Annotated in this window: 18 protein-coding genes and 1 tRNA gene; 13 read left to right on the plus strand and 6 right to left on the minus strand. The window is 59.4% G+C overall.

Going from position 1 to position 17,719, the window contains the following annotated elements; translation table 11 throughout:
* Positions 1-34: 34 nt before the first annotated feature.
* The 3 genes from AC3IP0_RS00760 to AC3IP0_RS00770 are packed head-to-tail and all read left to right on the plus strand — an operon-like array spanning position 35 to position 1,293.
* Positions 35-595, plus strand: coding sequence for a YbhB/YbcL family Raf kinase inhibitor-like protein (locus AC3IP0_RS00760; protein ID WP_489317874.1), 561 nt, complete (start codon positions 35-37; stop codon positions 593-595).
* 55 nt (positions 596-650) lie between these two features.
* Positions 651-920, plus strand: a complete 270-nt coding sequence (locus AC3IP0_RS00765) for a hypothetical protein (RefSeq protein WP_223444253.1) — start codon at positions 651-653, stop codon at positions 918-920.
* On the plus strand, positions 886-1,293 hold the full coding sequence (locus AC3IP0_RS00770) for a hypothetical protein (protein WP_489326442.1): 408 nt from the start codon (positions 886-888) through the stop codon (positions 1,291-1,293). Before AC3IP0_RS00765 ends, AC3IP0_RS00770 begins: the two co-directional genes overlap by 35 nt.
* A gap of 94 nt (positions 1,294-1,387) precedes the next feature.
* On the opposite strand, the gene AC3IP0_RS00775 is transcribed toward AC3IP0_RS00770, so the two are convergent.
* The 3 genes from AC3IP0_RS00775 to AC3IP0_RS00785 form a co-directional block, all read right to left on the minus strand.
* The gene (locus tag AC3IP0_RS00775) at positions 1,388-1,918 is read right to left on the minus strand and encodes a DUF5384 family protein (protein WP_489317876.1); all 531 of its coding nucleotides are present in this window, start codon (positions 1,916-1,918) and stop codon (positions 1,388-1,390) included.
* 10 nt (positions 1,919-1,928) lie between these two features.
* Positions 1,929-2,438, minus strand: a complete 510-nt coding sequence (locus AC3IP0_RS00780) for a hypothetical protein (protein WP_110660875.1) — start codon at positions 2,436-2,438, stop codon at positions 1,929-1,931.
* Positions 2,439-2,731: 293 nt separating this feature from the next.
* Positions 2,732-2,808, minus strand: a tRNA-Arg gene (locus tag AC3IP0_RS00785).
* A gap of 349 nt (positions 2,809-3,157) precedes the next feature.
* Between AC3IP0_RS00785 and gabD the strand changes: the two genes are divergently transcribed.
* The 3 genes from gabD (at position 3,158) to AC3IP0_RS00800 (ending at position 7,413) form a co-directional block, all read left to right on the plus strand.
* Complete coding sequence (gene gabD, locus AC3IP0_RS00790) at positions 3,158-4,600, plus strand: NADP-dependent succinate-semialdehyde dehydrogenase (protein ID WP_489317877.1); 1,443 nt, start codon at positions 3,158-3,160, stop codon at positions 4,598-4,600.
* 184 nt (positions 4,601-4,784) lie between these two features.
* Positions 4,785-6,062 (plus strand): 4-aminobutyrate--2-oxoglutarate transaminase, encoded by a 1,278-nt coding sequence (gabT, locus tag AC3IP0_RS00795; RefSeq protein ID WP_489317878.1) that lies wholly within the window; start codon positions 4,785-4,787, stop codon positions 6,060-6,062.
* Between the two features lie 136 nt (positions 6,063-6,198).
* Complete coding sequence (locus tag AC3IP0_RS00800) at positions 6,199-7,413, plus strand: HDOD domain-containing protein (RefSeq protein ID WP_489326444.1); 1,215 nt, start codon at positions 6,199-6,201, stop codon at positions 7,411-7,413.
* 38 nt (positions 7,414-7,451) lie between these two features.
* Here the strand turns inward: AC3IP0_RS00800 and AC3IP0_RS00805 are convergent, their stop codons facing one another.
* Complete coding sequence (locus tag AC3IP0_RS00805) at positions 7,452-8,441, minus strand: GGDEF domain-containing protein (RefSeq protein ID WP_489326445.1); 990 nt, start codon at positions 8,439-8,441, stop codon at positions 7,452-7,454.
* A 206-nt stretch (positions 8,442-8,647) separates the two neighbouring features.
* On the minus strand, positions 8,648-9,832 hold the full coding sequence (gene desA, locus AC3IP0_RS00810; protein WP_150755900.1) for a delta-9 fatty acid desaturase DesA: 1,185 nt from the start codon (positions 9,830-9,832) through the stop codon (positions 8,648-8,650).
* 146 nt (positions 9,833-9,978) lie between these two features.
* On the opposite strand from desA, the gene dibA reads away from it, so the two are divergent.
* The 6 genes from dibA (at position 9,979) to AC3IP0_RS00840 (ending at position 16,223) form a co-directional block, all read left to right on the plus strand.
* Positions 9,979-11,898 carry a phosphodiesterase DibA gene (gene dibA, locus AC3IP0_RS00815; protein ID WP_489326446.1) on the plus strand — a complete coding sequence of 640 codons (1,920 nt, stop codon included), beginning with the start codon at positions 9,979-9,981 and terminating at the stop codon, positions 11,896-11,898.
* A 222-nt stretch (positions 11,899-12,120) separates the two neighbouring features.
* Positions 12,121-12,303, plus strand: a complete 183-nt coding sequence (oscA, locus tag AC3IP0_RS00820) for a sulfur starvation response protein OscA (protein WP_007975618.1) — start codon at positions 12,121-12,123, stop codon at positions 12,301-12,303.
* 143 nt (positions 12,304-12,446) lie between these two features.
* The gene (locus AC3IP0_RS00825) at positions 12,447-13,460 is read left to right on the plus strand and encodes a sulfate ABC transporter substrate-binding protein (RefSeq protein ID WP_489317882.1); all 1,014 of its coding nucleotides are present in this window, start codon (positions 12,447-12,449) and stop codon (positions 13,458-13,460) included.
* A 69-nt stretch (positions 13,461-13,529) separates the two neighbouring features.
* On the plus strand, positions 13,530-14,348 hold the full coding sequence (gene cysT, locus AC3IP0_RS00830) for a sulfate ABC transporter permease subunit CysT (protein WP_007972956.1): 819 nt from the start codon (positions 13,530-13,532) through the stop codon (positions 14,346-14,348).
* Positions 14,349-14,360: 12 nt separating this feature from the next.
* Positions 14,361-15,230: a sulfate ABC transporter permease subunit CysW gene (cysW, locus tag AC3IP0_RS00835; protein WP_007972954.1), complete on the plus strand. Its 870-nt coding sequence runs from the start codon at positions 14,361-14,363 to the stop codon at positions 15,228-15,230.
* A 3-nt stretch (positions 15,231-15,233) separates the two neighbouring features.
* Positions 15,234-16,223 carry a sulfate/molybdate ABC transporter ATP-binding protein gene (locus AC3IP0_RS00840; protein WP_046040728.1) on the plus strand — a complete coding sequence of 330 codons (990 nt, stop codon included), beginning with the start codon at positions 15,234-15,236 and terminating at the stop codon, positions 16,221-16,223.
* A gap of 108 nt (positions 16,224-16,331) precedes the next feature.
* On the opposite strand, the gene AC3IP0_RS00845 is transcribed toward AC3IP0_RS00840, so the two are convergent.
* Entirely contained in the window at positions 16,332-16,856 is a 525-nt protein-coding gene (locus AC3IP0_RS00845; protein ID WP_489317883.1) for an Mpo1 family 2-hydroxy fatty acid dioxygenase, read from the minus strand.
* Positions 16,857-16,939: 83 nt separating this feature from the next.
* Here AC3IP0_RS00845 and AC3IP0_RS00850 point away from each other — a divergent pair, with 83 nt between their 5' ends.
* Positions 16,940-17,635: a Crp/Fnr family transcriptional regulator gene (locus AC3IP0_RS00850; RefSeq protein WP_489326447.1), complete on the plus strand. Its 696-nt coding sequence runs from the start codon at positions 16,940-16,942 to the stop codon at positions 17,633-17,635.
* Positions 17,636-17,719 lie beyond the last annotated feature (84 nt).

The raw sequence follows: 17,719 nt of genomic DNA on the forward strand, positions 1-17,719 counted from the left end.
CGACGACGGCCCAACACGCACAAGGTGCTCCGGTATGCCCCGATTGACCTCAATGAACCCTTGGCTCGCGGCCTTGGCAGTCGCCCTTTGCGTGCAATTCCCGGCGCAGGCCCAGGAACGCTTCACCCTGAACATTCCCGGTGTCTCCGATGACCGTCTGTTCACGTCGGCCGCAGCGAGCGATTCCGCGGGTTGTGGCGGGCATAACATTTCCCCGGCATTGAACTGGAACGCCGGCCCGGAAGCGACCCAAAGCTACGCCATCGTCATGCACGACCCAGACGGCCAGAAGGGCCAGGGCATCGATCAGTGGGTGCATTACGGCATCAAGGCCGGCACCCACCAGATCCCGGCCGGTGCCGGGAGCAAACCCGGCCTCGAGGGCGTCGGCGGTACCAACATCAAGGCAACCACCGGCTACATTGGCCCTTGCCCGCCCGTTGGCGACAGCGCGCACCACTACATCATCCAGATCTACGCTCTGGACCTGGCCCCGGACGCCTTGCCTGCCGGCCTGACCCGTGCGCAGTTGCTGGAAAAAATCAAAGGCCACGTCCTGAGAAACAGCAGCGTGGTACGGCGCTATCACCGTTGAAGGCTGATAGCCCCAGCGGATTTGCAGAAAACTGAAGTGCGCGGCATCCGGGGATTTGGCATCCACCCCCGAAAGCGCGCACTATCAGGCTATAGCCGATGCGTTGGAGGATGCCGTGGCAAAAAAAATCGACCGCATCGCCCAAATGCTCAACTGCCCGCAAAAGGGCGAGGAACTGCGGCGAGCAATTACCGAGAGTCGCAAGGATTTTCTGCTGAACCAGCCGGAAGAAGACGTTGTTGAAGACGACGACCTTGAAGAGGAGTTTTTCGAGGACGACGAGGACGATGATGAGTACGACGAGTTCGACTGGACGACAGAATGAAAAAAACCGCCTCGGCGGTTTTTTTGTGGGTCCGGACAAAAGCATTGATGTGCTGTGTCAGCCGTACTTACTGGTGCTAGAGCCCATTGGGGAGAAATTTGGTTGCACCGCTGACATCATCGATTTTCTTGATGCGAAAGGCTTTCAGGCAAGTTTCGTCGCGGGTGTTGGCGTCAGAGCAAAATTGCTTGATGAAATCGGCAAAGATCATCTCTTGGCCATTAACGGTGAGGACGCGCTTGAAATATTCACCATTGATGCCTTGGGCTTGTCGACTGGTAGTCATTTCCTGATCCACCACCAGGCGTCCGTGCAGGTCGACAGCTGGAACCTGGGCTTTGGGGTCTTCTTTGGAGCAGGCGCTCAGCAGTAGTCCCGCGGCAATCAGCGTACATAAACGCAGCATATGAATTCATCTCTGATAACGGATGCCCCGGACCAGGGTCCGGGGAAGATCGATAGGAAGATTACTCGCCGAACAAGCGGCTGGAGCGGTTGACTTCAGCCTTGCCGGAGTCTTCCAGCAGAGACTTGGCACCGGAGGTCACATTGCGTGCCGAGTCGGCTTCAGACTGGATCACGTCGGTGCGTGCCGCGCTATCACGCAACTCCGCATCGATGTAGTCGTTGGCGCGTGCGGTGCGCGCGCGCTTGGCCTGTAGTGCCAGGCGGCGCTCTTCCAACTCCAGTGCGCGCAACTCGTCTTCGAAACCTTCTTCACGAGTTTGAACACGCTTATGTTCAGTTTCTTGTGTCTTGCGCTGCTCAAGGGCCCTTTGCTGCGCCGCTTGCTGTGCCACTGCCCGTTGCCGACGATCAGCAGCGCTACGAGCTTCCTCGCGTGCCCGGTCGGCTGCCGCCTGACGGAGGCGTTCGGCCTCAGCGGCTGCTTCAGCCTGTTTGGTTTGCTGTTCGATTTGATACAGATTGTCGAATTGGCCTGCCAATGTCGGCATGGCGAGCAGTGCGAGGACGGAGCCCAGAACTATATGTTTCATGTCCGACCCCTTAGCTTTTCTTGGGTTCTGGACAGGTCGCATTCGGCTGAATGCGTGTTTCGTTGGAGATCGTCATCACCATCAGGGAAATTTCGCCAACCTTGAACTCACAAGGGCGACCCACCTGGGTAGAAGTGTAGATCTTGCCGCTTTCGGAATAACCAATCAGCACGCCCGGTACCAGGGTGGTGTCATTGACCAGCGAGCCCGCCATGGCGCCTGCAGCGCCACCGGCTACACCGCCGACAATGGCCGTGTCAGTGTTTTTAGTGTTGCCCAGTGCGGCACCACCGATCAGACCCAGTACCCCGCCCGCCATCATGGCTGCTTTTTTGTTCTTTTCGTTGCTGACTTTAATCTTGCTCGGCGAAATCGTAAGGATTTTGACGGTTTTAGCTTCCTGCTGAGTGTTTACCTGACTGGCGTCGAACACATCTGCTTGATACTCCTCACCGCTTGTTTGGCAACCAGCAAGAACGGCAGCAATCGAAAGCACCAGGCAGCGTTTTAACATCATCATTTCTAATATCTCTATGAGCGTAAGAAATCCCGAAAGGGACAATCCATTGTGATTTGAGGCAATGTGCCATCATTTTAAACAAACTCAAGAAGATAAGGCCAAGGAAACTTTGGAGAGGATGTGGATTAGGTGCTTTAGGCAGTAGTCGGGTTGCGTGTCGTTTTGCGCAAACTTCGGGTGGCAGTTTCAAGCCCGCAGCAGCAACTGCTGAACGGGGGCGTGAATTTCCTGAAAACCACACCCACAAAAAAGCCCCAGGCCCATAAGGCCTGAGGCTTTCTCGTTACAGCGTATGGTGCACCAGGCGGGATTCGAACCCACGACCCCTGCCTTCGGAGGGCAGTACTCTATCCAGCTGAGCTACTGGTGCAGCGGGCGCCATGATACTCATATGCACTGCAGGCGTCCATGCTGCTGAATCGCCTGCGTTTTTTTAAAGCTGTAACGCGCGTTTGCTACGTTGATCAGAAAAAATAGGCAAAAGCGTCGTTTTCGTTCTTTTTTTCGAACAGGCTATTGTCCTTTACCCCCTTTGATCCTAGGATTCGTTTGAGATTTCAAACGCTCTTGTCTGGGTGCTGAACCGCACGATTTGAATCAGTGCGCTATTTATGTGCTTCAGCCCGGTGAATGATTTCCCTGACGGCAGCCTATCGAGGCGCCTTTCTACAATCATAATTTGCTCCGCATTCATTGCGGTGCTGTTAAGGAAAGCCGACATGCAGCTTAAAGACACCCAGTTGTTCCGCCAGCAAGCCTTCATCGATGGCGCGTGGGTTGATGCGGACAATGGTCAGACGATCAAGGTCAACAACCCGGCAACGGGCGAAATTCTGGGCACCGTGCCGAAAATGGGCGCTGCCGAAACCCGCCGTGCGATCGAAGCCGCTGACAAAGCGCTGCCGGCCTGGCGTGCACTGACCGCCAAAGAGCGTGCGAACAAGCTGCGTCGCTGGTTCGAACTGATCATCGAAAACCAGGACGACCTGGCTCGCCTGATGACCCTGGAACAAGGCAAGCCATTGGCCGAAGCCAAGGGCGAAATCGTTTACGCCGCGTCCTTCATCGAATGGTTCGCCGAAGAAGCCAAGCGCATCTACGGTGACGTGATTCCGGGCCACCAGCCAGACAAGCGCCTGATCGTGATCAAGCAGCCAATCGGCGTGACCGCTGCAATCACCCCGTGGAACTTCCCGGCTGCAATGATCACCCGTAAAGCCGGCCCGGCCCTGGCCGCCGGTTGCACCATGGTGCTCAAGCCGGCTTCGCAAACGCCGTTCTCCGCCTTCGCCCTGGCCGAACTGGCCCAGCGTGCCGGCATCCCGGCTGGTGTGTTCAGCGTGGTTTCCGGCAGCGCCGGCGACATCGGCAGCGAGCTGACCAGCAACCCGATCGTGCGCAAGCTGTCCTTCACCGGTTCGACCGAAATCGGTCGTCAACTGATGTCGGAATGCGCCAAGGACATCAAGAAAGTGTCCCTGGAACTGGGCGGCAACGCTCCGTTCATCGTGTTCGACGACGCGGACCTGGATAAGGCCGTCGAAGGCGCGATCATTTCCAAGTATCGCAACAACGGTCAGACCTGCGTCTGCGCCAACCGCCTGTACATTCAGGATTCGGTCTACGACGCGTTCGCCGAGAAGCTCAAGGCTGCTGTGGCCAAGCTCAAGATCGGTAACGGTCTGGAAGTCGGCACCACCACTGGCCCGCTGATCGACGAAAAAGCCGTGGCCAAGGTGCAAGAGCACATTGCCGACGCCGTTTCCAAAGGCGCCACCGTGCTGTCCGGCGGCAAGCCGATGGAAGGCAACTTCTTCGAGCCGACCATCCTGACCAACGTGCCGAATAACGCTGCCGTGGCCAAGGAAGAAACCTTCGGCCCACTGGCTCCGCTGTTCCGCTTCAAAGACGAAGCCGACGTGATCGCGATGTCCAACGACACCGAGTTCGGTCTGGCCTCGTACTTCTATGCTCGTGACCTGGGTCGCGTGTTCCGTGTGGCTGAAGCCCTGGAATACGGCATGGTCGGCGTCAACACCGGGTTGATCTCCAACGAAGTCGCGCCGTTCGGCGGCATCAAGGCCTCGGGCCTGGGCCGTGAAGGCTCCAAGTACGGCATCGAAGATTACCTGGAAATCAAATACCTCTGCCTGGGCATCTAAGCCCGGCACGGCATTGCTTCAAGCGCAAAGGGCACGAGAGCGCTGTCCCTTTGCGCCGCTTCAAACCGGAATTTTCTCGGTGGCCGGGAACGCTGTGGCAGTCGATCATCGCATGCTGCCGCCGTTGCTCCCCGTCGCTTTATCCTTGAACCACGCCGCCCGATGAGCGGTGAATGAGGAATGTATGAGCAAGACTAACGCTTCTTTGATGGCCCGCCGTACCGCTGCTGTACCACGTGGTGTTGGCCAGATTCACCCGATCTTCGCCGATTCCGCGAAGAACGCGACCGTAACCGACGTTGAAGGTCGTGAGTTCATCGACTTCGCCGGCGGTATCGCCGTACTGAACACCGGCCACTTGCACCCGAAAGTCATCGCTGCCGTGACCGAGCAGCTGAACAAGCTGACCCACACCTGCTTCCAGGTTCTGGCCTACGAGCCGTACGTGGAAGTGTGCGAAAAAATCAACGCCAAGGTCCCAGGTGATTTCGACAAGAAAACCCTGCTGGTGACCACCGGCTCCGAAGCCGTGGAAAACTCCATCAAGATCGCCCGTGCCGCCACTGGCCGTGCCGGCGTGATCGCTTTCACCGGCGCCTACCACGGTCGCACCATGATGACCCTGGGCCTGACCGGTAAAGTCGTGCCTTACTCGGCCGGCATGGGCCTGATGCCAGGCGGCGTGTTCCGCGCGCTGTACCCGAACGAACTGCACGGTGTGAGCATCGACGATTCGATCGCATCCATCGAGCGCATCTTCAAGAACGATGCAGAGCCACGTGACATCGCCGCGATCATCATCGAGCCGGTTCAGGGCGAAGGTGGTTTCTACGTCGCTCCGAAAGAATTCATGAAGCGTCTGCGTGCCCTTTGCGACCAGCACGGCATCCTGCTGATCGCTGACGAAGTACAGACTGGCGCTGGCCGTACCGGTACTTTCTTCGCCATGGAACAGATGGGCGTTGCTGCCGACCTGACCACCTTCGCCAAATCCATCGCTGGCGGCTTCCCGCTGGCCGGTGTGTGCGGCAAGGCCGAATACATGGACGCCATCGCTCCAGGCGGCCTGGGCGGCACCTACGCCGGTAGCCCGATCGCTTGCGCCGCGGCCCTGGCCGTGATGGAAGTGTTCGAAGAAGAGCACCTGCTGGATCGTTGCAAGGCTGTTGGCGAGCGTCTGGTAACCGGCCTGAAGGCCATCCAGGCCAAGTACCCGGTGATCGGTGAAGTCCGTGCCCTGGGCGCGATGATCGCTGTCGAGCTGTTCGAAAACGGCGACAGCCACAAACCGAACGCTGCAGCCGTGGCGTCCGTTGTGGCCAAGGCTCGCGACAAGGGTCTGATCCTGCTGTCCTGCGGCACCTACGGCAACGTTCTGCGCGTCCTGGTACCGCTGACCTCGCCGGACGAGCAACTGGACAAAGGTCTGGCGATCATCGAAGAGTGCTTCTCCGAGCTCTGATCCCCCAGTGTGACCTGATCCACAAAAAACCCGCTTCGGCGGGTTTTTTCATGTCCCTGGAAACACATCCCGCGCATTAGCGCTGTATCGAATGGCCAGCATTGGCTAAGGTTCCTGCATTGCCAGGGAGAGCTGTATGACAACCGTCATTTTACCCGCCGTTCCAAGAGTCCTGATTGCCGAGGCCGACCCCTGGTCCCGGGATTTGCTCAAGGAAGTGTTATTGAACGTACGCTGCGATGCGCGGCTGGATTTGTGCGCCGATGGCCAGCAAGCGCTGGAACTATTGGCCGCCAACCCCTATGACCTGGTCATCGCCGACTGGGAGTTGCCGGGCGTCGATGGCCTGAACGTCCTGCGCAACATCCGTCAGCGCAAACGCAACCCGCCGCTGCCCTTCATCCTCATGAGCAGTCGCAACGACAGTGCCAGCGTGCGCGAGGCCTTGCCGCTGGCGCCGGCCGCGTACCTGACCAAGCCCCTGAATATGCAAAGCCTGACCCAGCGGTTGCAGGGGTTGTTGCTGAACGCTGGCGAAGAAGTCTCGTGCGAAGTGCCGGCGCTGGCACCGGGCATGACGTTGTCGGTGTTTCTGGAGCGTCGCCGGGAATTGGCCGACGGCGCGCCGCTGATGACCGACGTGCAAGTGGCGGTCAAGCGCAGCCTCAATCCCAACGGCCTCGACCTGACGGTGCTGGAAGACGAAATCCGTACCGATCCGCAGGTCACGGCCGTGCTGATCGCCGCTGCCAACAGCGCGGCCCAGCACCACGGCGCCGCTGTGCAAACCCTGTCCCAGGCGCTGCATCGCCTGGGCACCGGGCAGAGCATGAACCTGATTCTCGGGCTGGCGCTCAAGCGCAGTGCCCGGCTCAGCGATCCGCAATTGGCCGACTATGCCGAGCGTTACTGGGATCTGTCACTGCACACCGCTGAATACGCGCGGACGCTGGCGCGCTTGCTCGATCTGGATCAGGAACGGTGCTATTGCGCCGGCATGTTGCATCGTCTCGGCGATTTGGCGTTGCTGCGCTGCTTGCAGGAATGGCAGCAGGCCGGTGGCGAACTGGACGAGTTGGAGGAAGTGGGCGAAGCGCTGGTTGAATTTGGCGCGGCCTATGGTTCGGCCCTGCGCACGCGCTGGCGCCTGCCGCTGGAGTTGCGGGAGCTGATTGCGGCGGCCTACCAGCTCGGTGGCGGGGTTTACTCCCGCGAAGCGCTGGTGATGAACATGGCGGCGCAGATGGCCCGCCTGACCGAGCATGAGGGCATCGAGGAGCTGGCGAAGAGCCGGACGGCGCGGTTGCTCAAGATCGGCTTGCCGGAGTTGATGCGTTTGCGCAGGAAGTAAGTACACCACCAACCCCTGTGGGTTCCAGGGTGATCCTGTCAGGCAGTGACAATCCGGTTCTTGCCCTCGCGCTTGGCCCGGTACATCGCGGCATCCGCCCGGGAAAACAGGTTTTCCACGTTTTCATCCGCGGCGGTCAAGCTGGTCAGGCCCTGGCTGACAGTGATTCCGAACGTCCGGCCTTCATGGGTGAAACGCAATCGCTGAATCTGCCGGTGCAAGCGTTCAGCCACTTGCAGGGCCATCTGCGGCGTACAGCCGGGAAACACCGCTGCGAACTCTTCACCGCCAATGCGCCCGAACAGGTCGCCACGGCGCAACGCTGCGCGGCCGCTATCGGCGATGCGTTGCAACACGTTGTCGCCTTTCTGGTGACCGTAGGTGTCGTTGATGATTTTGAAGTCATCGATGTCCAGCATCAGGAACGACAGCGGCTCGCCCCGTTGCCGGGCGTGTGCAAACTCGCGGTGGGCGCATTCGAAGAAATGCCGGCGATTGCTGCTCTGGGTCAGCGCGTCGGTGGTGGCCAGGCGGTGCAGCTCGCTTTCCATCCGCTTTTTGTCGGTGATGTCTTCGGCGATGCCGACGATGATCACCGGTTGCCCCGGCTCGGCCTGGCGGTTGACGTAGCATTTGTCGCTGAGCCAGCGCACCTGCCCGTCGGCGGCAATGATTCGATACTCGCGGTCTTCGACGGCGCCTTTGTCCAGCACTTCGGCCAGGCTGCGTTCGGCATGGTCCAGGTCGTCAGGGTAGATGCTGTCGCGCCATTGATTGCAGTCGGCCAGCAGCAGATCAGCCGAACGGCCAAAAATCCGTTCATAGGCGGGGCTGACGTAAAGCACCTGGCGGGTTTCCCAATCGAATGCCCATAGCACCGCGTTGACGCTCATCAGCAAGGTGCTGAGCAACTGTTCGCGCTCGCTCAGACGTGCGACTTCGCCTTGGGCTTGCATCAGCGCTATCAGAGTCTGCGCGGCCTCTGGCCTATGTGACGGAGATGAGTCTTGCAGGTTCTTTTGGGCCATCGACACAAATCTCAAAGGGCACGCCGCGTGTTGGATAGCGGCCAACACCAAGCCCGCCGGGGATGGCGAAGTGTCTTTGAGATAGGGCTTTTCAGATGAAGTTCCCGCCTATTGTGGCGAGGGAGCTGGCTCCCGCCGGGCGGTACTGGCGATGCTTTTTTATGGCCAAAAACAATGTGGGAGCGAGCCTGCTCCCACAGGTATTTTCAGACAGCGGCAGGACGCAGGGAGTAAGTCTTCAATTGACCGGCGAAGTCGCGCAGGGATTGAATCCCGCTGGCTTCGGCTTCGTGTACCCAGTCCTTGATGGCCGCCAGCATGTCGTGACCATTTGAGCTGGTCTTGACCCAGATCTGCTGCAGGGCCAGGCGTTTCTCGTAAATTACCTTCAGCGCCTGACTGTGCTCGAGCATGTTCTGGATGCGTACATGGTGTTTGTCATCCAGCAGGCTGGTCTCCCGCGAAAGCAGGCGTTTGGCCCGGTGGAACTGGTGACGTACCGAGTGATCGACCTTTTCCAGCTCTTGCTTGACCAGCGGGCCGATCACCAATTTGCGGTACTGGGCCATGATCTGGAAGCGGTTGTTGAGGATCGCCATAGCGGTATCCATGTCCAGGTTGCCCTTGCCTTCGACGCGATGGGCAATCGGCGCAACCCGTTGAACCTTGGCCAGGCGCAGGAAGCTGAAGACTTGAATCCACGCCCAGCCCAGGTCGAATTCCCACTTCTTCACCGACAGTTTTGCCGAGTTAGGGTAGGTGTGATGGTTGTTATGCAGTTCTTCACCGCCAATCAGGATGCCCCAAGGCACCAGGTTGGTCGCCGCATCGCGGCATTCGAAGTTGCGGTAGCCGATGGCATGACCCAGGCCATTGACCACGCCGGCGGCCCACACCGGGATCCACATCATCTGGATGGCCCAGATGGTGATGCCGATGGTGCCGAACAGCAGCAGGTCGATAACACCCATGATCGCGATGCCCAGCAGCGGGAAGCGGCTGTAGAGGTTGCGCTCGATCCAGTCTTCGGGGCAGTTCTTGCCGTAGATGCGCAGCGTCTCGGGGTTTTCCGCTTCGGCGCGGTACAGCTCGGCGCCTTTGCGCAGCACCGTGGACAAACCCTTGATGACCGGGCTGTGCGGATCATCGACGGTTTCGCATTTGGCGTGATGCTTGCGGTGGATGGCGGTCCACTCACGGGTGTTCTGCGCCGTGGTCAGCCACAGCCAGAAACGGAAGAAATGCTTGAGACCCCCATTCAGCTCCAGGGAGCGATGGGCGGAGTAACGATGCAGATAGACCGTGACGGCGATGATCGTGACGTGGGTCATCAGCAGGGTGACTGCTACCAGCGACCAGGGCGACAAGCCAAGAAAACCTTCGTACCACATAGGCTATAGGGCCCTCGATAAAGAAAAAACAGCCGTTGCATTATCACTAAGCCCACACAGAAAACCAGTCGCCCTTTCAGATAAGAGTGGCTGGATGTGTCTTTAAACTATAATTCCAACCTTTTTGTAGGGACATGGATCGCCGGATGTCTGCCACCTATCGCGATGCCTTGCGCGCAGCGCTGCTCTATCTGTTGCTTTCTGTGGTTTGGCTGCAGATCAGTGGCTATTTATTAAACAGTTTCTTCGATAGCTCTGCCGAGCGACTGCGATGGCAACTGATCAACGGTTATGTCTGGGTGTTGTTCAGTGCCGGGTTGGTCTTCATTGCCCGGGCGCGGTTGCTGCGGTGTCTGGGTATCGGCGCCAAATTGCGTGAGCGCGATGCCGACCGCATGCGCTTGCGCCAGGCCGCGGCAGTGTTCGACTGTACCCGCGAAGGTGTGCTGGTCACCAACCGGGAAGGTGTGATCGTCCACGTGAACCGGGCGTTCATGGAAATCACCGGTTACGGGTGTGAGGACGTGCTGGGGCGGCGGCCCAATCTGTTCAAGTCCGGGCGACATTCCCCTGAGTTCTATCAGGTGATGTTTGCCACGCTCGCCAGTGTCGGGGAGTGGAGTGGGGAAATCTGGAACCGGCGCAAAAGCGGCGAGATTTACCCGCAATGGCAAACGATCCGCCTGATCCACGACGATTACGGCCAGCCGAGCCAATATGTGGCGGTGTTTTCCGACATCAGTGCAATCAAGAACTCCGAACACGAGCTGATGCACCTGGCGCACCACGATCCGCTGACCGACCTGCCGAATCGCCTGCTGTTCACCGACCGCGCCGAACAGGCCCTGGCCTCGGCACAGGTGCACAAGCGTGGCTGCGCGCTGCTGATGATCGATCTCGATCACTTCAAGATGATCAACGACAGCCTCGGGCATACCATCGGCGACCAGTTGCTCAAGGCCGTGGCCGAGCGCCTGGGTGCCATGTTCGGCCCGGGCATCACCCTGGCCAGGCTGGGCGGAGATGAATTCGCCGTACTCGCCGAAAGCTGTCCGCAACTGGTTCAGGCCGCTGCGTTGGCCCAGCGGATCATCGACGGCCTCAAAGCACCTTTCTCTATCGATGACCATCAGTTGTTCATCAATACCAGCATCGGAATCAGCCTGTTCCCCAGCGATGCGTTGAGCGTCGAGCAACTGCTGCGCAATGCCGACTCTGCACTGTTCAAGGCCAAGAGCACGGGGCGCAATGATTATGCCCTGTACACCGAAGAGCTGACGGCCCACGCCCAGCAACGGGTGGAGATCGCCTTCGAATTGCGCCGTGCCCTGGACCGGCAAGAGCTGCGGGTCCATTACCAGCCGGTTCACGACCTCAAGACCAGTCGCCTGATTGGCGTCGAGGCGCTGGTGCGTTGGCAGCATCCGCAGCGGGGCCTGGTGTCGCCAGCGGAATTCATTCCGGTCGCCGAACGAACCGGTCTGATTGCTGAAATCGATGCATGGGTCATGGCGCAGGCGTGCCGGCAGATGTGCCAGTGGCAGCAGGGCGGGGTGGTGCTGTCGTTCGTCGCGGTCAATGTTTCTTCGCGCCTGTTCGCCCGCCGTGAGCTGTATCAGCAGGTGGCGCAGGTCTTGCGCGAAACCGGGCTGGAACCGGCGTTTCTGGAGCTGGAAGTCACTGAAAGCGCGGTGATGGAAGACCCTGAAGTCGCACTGGAGCAGATGCATCGCCTGCGCGAGCTGGGTGTGCGCCTGGCCATCGACGATTTCGGCACGGGTTACTCATCGCTGCTGCGGCTCAAGCGTCTGCCGGTACAAAAGTTGAAAATCGACCAGGGCTTTGTCGCCGGATTGCCGTGGGATGAGGACGATGCGGCGATTTCACGGGTGATCATTGCCCTGGCGCAAAGCATGGGCATGCAGGTGCATGCCGAGGGGATCGAGCAGGTCGAACAGGCTGCTTTCCTGCTCGAGCAGGGATGTGATCTGGGGCAGGGTTACTGGTTCGGGCGGCCGGTGCCGGCGGTGCAGCTCGATTGGGCTCATGCGCCGGTCATCGCCTGATTTACAAAATCCCTGTGGGAGCAAGCTCACTCCCACAGGTTTTTGGTGTGTCTGAAAGAGGGTGATTCACCTCAAACCCTTGTCCCTTCAGTTAATCTCTTCTGGTTATATAAACATTCTTAAATAGTCTTTTTAAGAATATCCGTGTCTCTCTAGTATTGCTCTCAAGCCGCAAGCAGTGCCGACACTGCGAGGCAACCTCTCAGTTGAAGGAGCAGCAATATGAGCGCATCCCTGCGTAGCGTCGACGGTCAAGACGAAGCCACCATCCTGCGTGAAATCCAGAGTGCCCTGCGCGATCTGCGTTTTGGTGCCGTGGAAATCACCGTGCACAACGCCCAGGTGGTGCAGATCGAACGCAAAGAAAAATTCCGTTTGCAGCAGCCGGGCAACAAGCCGGGTTGAAGGGGATCGCAGCCTGCGGCAGCTCCTACAGAAGCACGCAATCACCTGTAGGAGCTGCCGAAGGCTGCGATCTTTGAACCGGCAACGCGATTCCAGAAATCCATAAAAAAGCCAACAAACCAAGAATTCCAGGAGCTTTCACCATGTCGTCGATTCGTCATTTCGCTTTGGCCGCCCTGGCCAGCGCCCTTTTTGCCGGTTCCGCCGTTGCCAAGGACTACGAGCTGCTCAACGTGTCGTACGACCCGACCCGCGAGCTGTACCAGGACTACAACGCCGAGTTCATCAAGTTCTGGCAGAAGGAGCATGCGGGCGACACCGTGAAGGTCCAGCAATCCCACGGCGGTTCGGGCAAGCAAGGCCGGGCGGTGATCGATGGCCTGCGTGCCGACGTCGTGACCCTGGCCCTGGCCGGTGACATCGACGAAATCGCCAAGCTCGGCAAATCCCTGCCGGCCGACTGGCAAAAACGCCTGCCGGATGCCAGCACGCCTTACACCTCGACCATCGTGTTCCTGGTGCGCAAGGGCAACCCTAAAGGCATCAAGGACTGGGGCGACCTGGTCAAGAATGACGTATCGGTGATCACGCCGAACCCGAAAACCTCCGGCGGTGCGCGCTGGAACTTCCTCGCGGCGTGGGCCTATGGCCTGAAAGCCAATGGCGGCGACGAAGCCAAGGCCAAGGAATACGTACAGACCCTGTTCAAGCACGTGCCAGTGCTGGACACCGGCGCTCGCGGCTCGACCATTACCTTCGTCAACAACGGTCAGGGCGACGTATTGCTGGCCTGGGAAAACGAAGCCTTCCTGGCCCTGAAAGAAGAGGGCGGCGCCGACAAGTTCGACATCGTCGTGCCTTCGCTGTCGATCCTCGCCGAGCCACCGGTGGCGGTGGTCGACAAGAACGCCGAGAAAAAGGGCAACGAGCAGATCGCCGAGGCCTACCTCAAGCACCTGTACAGCCCGGCCGGCCAGGAAATCGCGGCGAAGAACTTCTATCGTCCACGTGACAAGGACGTGGCCGCCAAGTACGCCCAGCAGTTCCCGAAACTGGAACTGGTGAGCATCGACAAGGACTTCGGCGGCTGGAAAGCCGCACAGCCGAAATTCTTCAATGACGGGGGCGTGTTCGACCAGATCTATCAGGCGCAGTAATCTTAAATAGCCATCAACGAGCCCCGGATTCACCTCCGGGGCTCAGTGCGTTCTCAACCAAGGACTTTTATGTCGCGTCGTATCTCCCCCGTCATACCCGGCTTCGGGCTGACGCTGGGCTACACCTTGGTGTACCTCAGCCTGATTGTGCTCATACCACTGGCGGCGATGTTCGTGCATGCCGCTCAACTCACCTGGGATCAGTTCTGGGCAATCATCTCGGCGCCACGGGTGCTGGCGGCGTTGAAGCTCAGCTTCGGCACCGCCCTGTGTGCCGCGATCATCAACGGCATCATCGGCACGCTGCTGGCCTGGGTATTAGTGCGCTATACCTTCCCTGGACGAAAAGTGATCGATGCAATGATCGACTTGCCGTTCGCATTGCCCACGGCGGTGGCCGGTATTGCACTGACAGCGTTGTACACCCCTACCGGTCTGGTGGGTCAGTTTGCAGCGGATCTGGGTTTCAAGATCGCCTACACCCCTCTGGGCATCACCCTTGCCCTCACTTTTGTGACACTTCCATTCGTGGTACGTACCGTACAGCCAGTATTGGCGGATATTCCTCGTGAAGTGGAAGAAGCGGCAGCGTGCCTAGGTGCAAAACCCTTGCAGGTTTTCCGCCATATCCTGCTGCCGGCACTGCTTCCGGCATGGCTCACCGGTTTCGCTTTGGCCTTTGCCCGCGGGGTCGGCGAGTACGGTTCGGTGATTTTCATCGCCGGCAACATGCCGATGAAGACCGAGATTCTGCCGCTGCTGATCATGGTCAAGCTCGACCAATACGATTACACCGGCGCTACCTCCATTGGTGTACTGATGCTGGTGGTTTCCTTCGTCCTGTTGTTGCTGATCAACTTGTTGCAGCGGCGCATCGAAACCCCATAAGGAGGCGCACCCATGTCCCAATCGTCTATTGCTGCCGCTTCCTCGAACGCTGCCCGTCGTGGCAGTGCGACTTCGCGGCGAATCCTGATCGGCCTTGGCTGGCTGATTTTTGCGCTGTTCCTGCTGTTGCCGCTGTTCATCGTGGTGTCCCAAGGGCTGAAGCTCGGCCTCGGGGCGTTTTTCACCGCGATCTTTGAGCCGGACGCGCTGTCGGCACTGAAGCTCACGGTCATCGCCGTACTGATCTCCGTGCCGCTGAACCTGGTGTTTGGCGTCAGCGCCGCCTGGTGCGTGAGCAAATACTCGTTCCGCGGCAAGAGCATGCTGGTGACATTGATCGACCTGCCGTTCTCGGTGTCGCCGGTGATCGCCGGTCTGGTCTATGTGTTGATGTTCGGCGCCCAGGGCCTGTTCGGCCCATGGTTGCAGGACCACGACATCCAGATCGTCTTCGCCCTGCCGGGCATCGTGCTGGCGACGATTTTCGTCACCGTGCCGTTCGTGGCCCGGGAGCTGATCCCGCTGATGCAGGAGCAAGGCACTCAGGAAGAGGAGGCCGCGCGCCTGCTCGGGGCCAACGGCTGGCAGATGTTCTGGCACGTCACCGTGCCCAACATCAAATGGGGCCTGATCTACGGCGTGGTGTTGTGTACCGCGCGGGCCATGGGGGAGTTCGGTGCGGTGTCGGTGGTTTCCGGGCACATTCGCGGGGTGACCAACACCCTGCCGTTGCACGTCGAGATCCTCTACAACGAATACAACCACGTGGCCGCGTTCGCCGTGGCGAGCCTGTTGCTGATCCTGGCGCTCTTCATCCTGCTGCTCAAGCAGTGGAGCGAAAACCGTATTAACCGCCTGCGCGCCAGCGCCGCGGAGGAATAATTCATGTCGATCGAAGTGCGTAACGTCAGCAAGAACTTCCATGCCTTCAAGGCGCTGGACAACATCAGCCTGGACATCCAGAGCGGCGAACTCGTCGCGTTGCTCGGTCCGTCGGGCTGCGGCAAGACCACGCTGCTGCGGATAATCGCAGGCCTGGAGACCCCGGATCAGGGCAACATCGTGTTCCACGGTGAAGACGTTTCCGGCCACGACGTGCGAGATCGCAACGTCGGTTTCGTGTTCCAGCACTACGCCCTGTTCCGCCACATGACGGTGTTCGACAACGTCGCGTTCGGCCTGCGCATGAAGCCGAAAAACCAGCGCCCGAGCGAAAGCCAGATCGCAACCAAAGTCCACGAACTGCTGAACATGGTGCAACTTGACTGGTTGTCGGACCGCTACCCGGAGCAACTCTCCGGCGGTCAGCGTCAGCGCATTGCCTTGGCCCGAGCGCTGGCGGTGGAGCCGAAAGTGCTGCTGCTCGACGAACCTTTCGGTGCCCTCGACGCCAAGGTCCGTAAAGAGCTGCGCCGCTGGTTGGCGCGTCTGCACGAAGACATCAACCTGACCTCGGTGTTCGTGACCCATGACCAGGAAGAAGCGATGGAAGTCGCCGACCGCATCGTGGTGATGAACAAGGGTGTGATCGAGCAGATCGGTTCACCGGGTGACGTCTACGAAAACCCGGCCAGCGATTTCGTCTATCACTTCCTCGGTGATTCGAACCGTCTGCATCTGGGCGAAGACAAGCACGTGTTGTTCCGCCCGCACGAGGTGTCGCTGTCGCGCCATGAACTGGAAGATCACCACGCAGCGGAGGTGCGCGATATTCGTCCGCTGGGCGCGACAACGCGGGTGACGCTGAAGGTCGAAGGGCAGAGCGATCTGATCGAAGCCGAAGTGGTCAAGGATCACGACAGCCTGGTTGGATTGGCGAAGGGCGAGACGTTGTTCTTCAAGCCGAAGGTCTGGCAGAAGGTCGCGAATATTTAAAATCAAAAGCTTCGCGAGCAAGCCCGCTCCCACATTGAATCGGTGTTGACCACAAAACCTGCGGTTAACCCGAAACCCTGTGGGAGCGGGCTTGCCCGCGAATGCGATCTAGACAGCTGCACGCTTCGGATTGACCCGCACCCCACCCGCCCGCGCCTCAATCTGCTCTTTGAGCTCATGTCGCATCCCCAGCATGAACGCCAGTTCGGCCACCACAAACAGCGGCCCGACAATCAACCCGGTCACGTCATCGACAAATGCCGGTTTGCGTCCTTCGTAGTGATGGCCGACAAACTGGATCGCCCAGCCGATCACGAACATCGCCACACCGCTGCCCAGCCAGACCAGCGTGCTTTGTTGCGCCAGCGCATGGCCTGCCCACACGGACAGACCGAGCAATACCGTCATCAACACGCCCAGGCGCAGCTCTAGGCGCAGGTAAAACCACGCCGATGCCAGCGAGACGAGCACCGCCGGTGACATCCACACGCCGCCCAGCGACCATTCCGGTCGCGACAGCAACACCGCGACGGCCACCACGATCAGCGGAATGCCGATAAAGTGCGAGGCAATGTTGCGCGGGTCACGGTGGTAGGCGGCATATTGACTGAGGTGGTCGACGAGGTTTTTCATTGTTGTTCTCCTGTGGGGTGATTGATCATGCCCCGGGGTCACTTCCCGCTCTGTCAGCCAGGCGACAATCTCTAGGAGTTTTCATGGATATGCAGGTCTGGCGTCCACGCCTGATGAGCGGTCAGTGGTTCAGCCATTTGCCTGTTTCCCTACAGGATAGCCTGCTGTCGGTGGCCAGGCTGCGGCGCCTGTCGCCGGGCCAGCGGCTGTTCAAACGTGGCGATCCGCCCTGCGGTCTGTACGCGGTGCTTGAAGGCGCGGTGCGCGTCGGTGCCGTGAGCGAGCAGGGCAAGGAAGCGTTGCTGAGCCTGGTGGAGCCGCCGCACTGGTTCGGCGAAATCTGTCTGTTCGACGGCCAGCCACGCACCCACGATGCCTACGGCGTGGGCCAGTGCACGCTGCTGCACATTCCCCAGAACACTTTGCTGGCGCTGCTCGACGAGCATCCGCAGCACTGGCGACAACTGGCTTTGCTGATGAGCCAGAAATTGCGCATGACCTTCATCAACCTCGAACAACTGAGCCTGTTGCCGGCCCCTGCACGGCTGGCGCACCGCTTGTTGATGATCGCCGAAGGCTATGGCGAGACCGCCCCACCGCGCCGCGTCCTGCAACTGCCCCAGGAGCAGCTTGCCGCCATGTTGTCGCTGTCGCGCCAGACCACCAACCAGATCCTCAAGGATTTGCAGGGGCAGGGGATCATCGGGCTGAGTTACGGCGAAATTGAAATTCTCGATGCCGAGCGGTTGCGGGTGTTGGCGAAGTTTGATGCCCGGTAGGGGCGTCAGCAAATGTCGCTGGACTTGAATCACGATCTGCACTAAATACAATGCAAATCGTCAATTTGATAAAATATGCACTGT

The sequence above is a fragment of the Pseudomonas sp. GL_103 genome (assembly GCF_057835175.1).

Bases quoted from the DNA above. Each gene is read 5' to 3' on its own strand.
- cysW (WP_007972954.1), top strand. From the start codon at position 14,361: ATGTCCCAATCGTCTATTGCTGCCGCTTCCTCGAACGCTGCCCGTCGT.
- AC3IP0_RS00850 (WP_489326447.1), top strand. From the start codon at position 16,940: ATGGATATGCAGGTCTGGCGTCCACGCCTGATGAGCGGTCAGTGGTTC.
- dibA (WP_489326446.1), top strand. From the start codon at position 9,979: ATGTCTGCCACCTATCGCGATGCCTTGCGCGCAGCGCTGCTCTATCTG.
- oscA (WP_007975618.1), top strand. From the start codon at position 12,121: ATGAGCGCATCCCTGCGTAGCGTCGACGGTCAAGACGAAGCCACCATC.
- gabD (WP_489317877.1), top strand. From the start codon at position 3,158: ATGCAGCTTAAAGACACCCAGTTGTTCCGCCAGCAAGCCTTCATCGAT.
- gabT (WP_489317878.1), top strand. From the start codon at position 4,785: ATGAGCAAGACTAACGCTTCTTTGATGGCCCGCCGTACCGCTGCTGTA.
- AC3IP0_RS00840 (WP_046040728.1), top strand. From the start codon at position 15,234: ATGTCGATCGAAGTGCGTAACGTCAGCAAGAACTTCCATGCCTTCAAG.
- AC3IP0_RS00775 (WP_489317876.1), bottom strand. From the start codon at position 1,918: ATGAAACATATAGTTCTGGGCTCCGTCCTCGCACTGCTCGCCATGCCG.
- AC3IP0_RS00770 (WP_489326442.1), top strand. From the start codon at position 886: ATGAGTACGACGAGTTCGACTGGACGACAGAATGAAAAAAACCGCCTC.
- AC3IP0_RS00760 (WP_489317874.1), top strand. From the start codon at position 35: ATGCCCCGATTGACCTCAATGAACCCTTGGCTCGCGGCCTTGGCAGTC.
- AC3IP0_RS00805 (WP_489326445.1), bottom strand. From the start codon at position 8,441: ATGGCCCAAAAGAACCTGCAAGACTCATCTCCGTCACATAGGCCAGAG.
- AC3IP0_RS00845 (WP_489317883.1), bottom strand. From the start codon at position 16,856: ATGAAAAACCTCGTCGACCACCTCAGTCAATATGCCGCCTACCACCGT.
- cysT (WP_007972956.1), top strand. From the start codon at position 13,530: ATGTCGCGTCGTATCTCCCCCGTCATACCCGGCTTCGGGCTGACGCTG.
- desA (WP_150755900.1), bottom strand. From the start codon at position 9,832: ATGTGGTACGAAGGTTTTCTTGGCTTGTCGCCCTGGTCGCTGGTAGCA.
- AC3IP0_RS00825 (WP_489317882.1), top strand. From the start codon at position 12,447: ATGTCGTCGATTCGTCATTTCGCTTTGGCCGCCCTGGCCAGCGCCCTT.
- AC3IP0_RS00800 (WP_489326444.1), top strand. From the start codon at position 6,199: ATGACAACCGTCATTTTACCCGCCGTTCCAAGAGTCCTGATTGCCGAG.
- AC3IP0_RS00780 (WP_110660875.1), bottom strand. From the start codon at position 2,438: ATGATGATGTTAAAACGCTGCCTGGTGCTTTCGATTGCTGCCGTTCTT.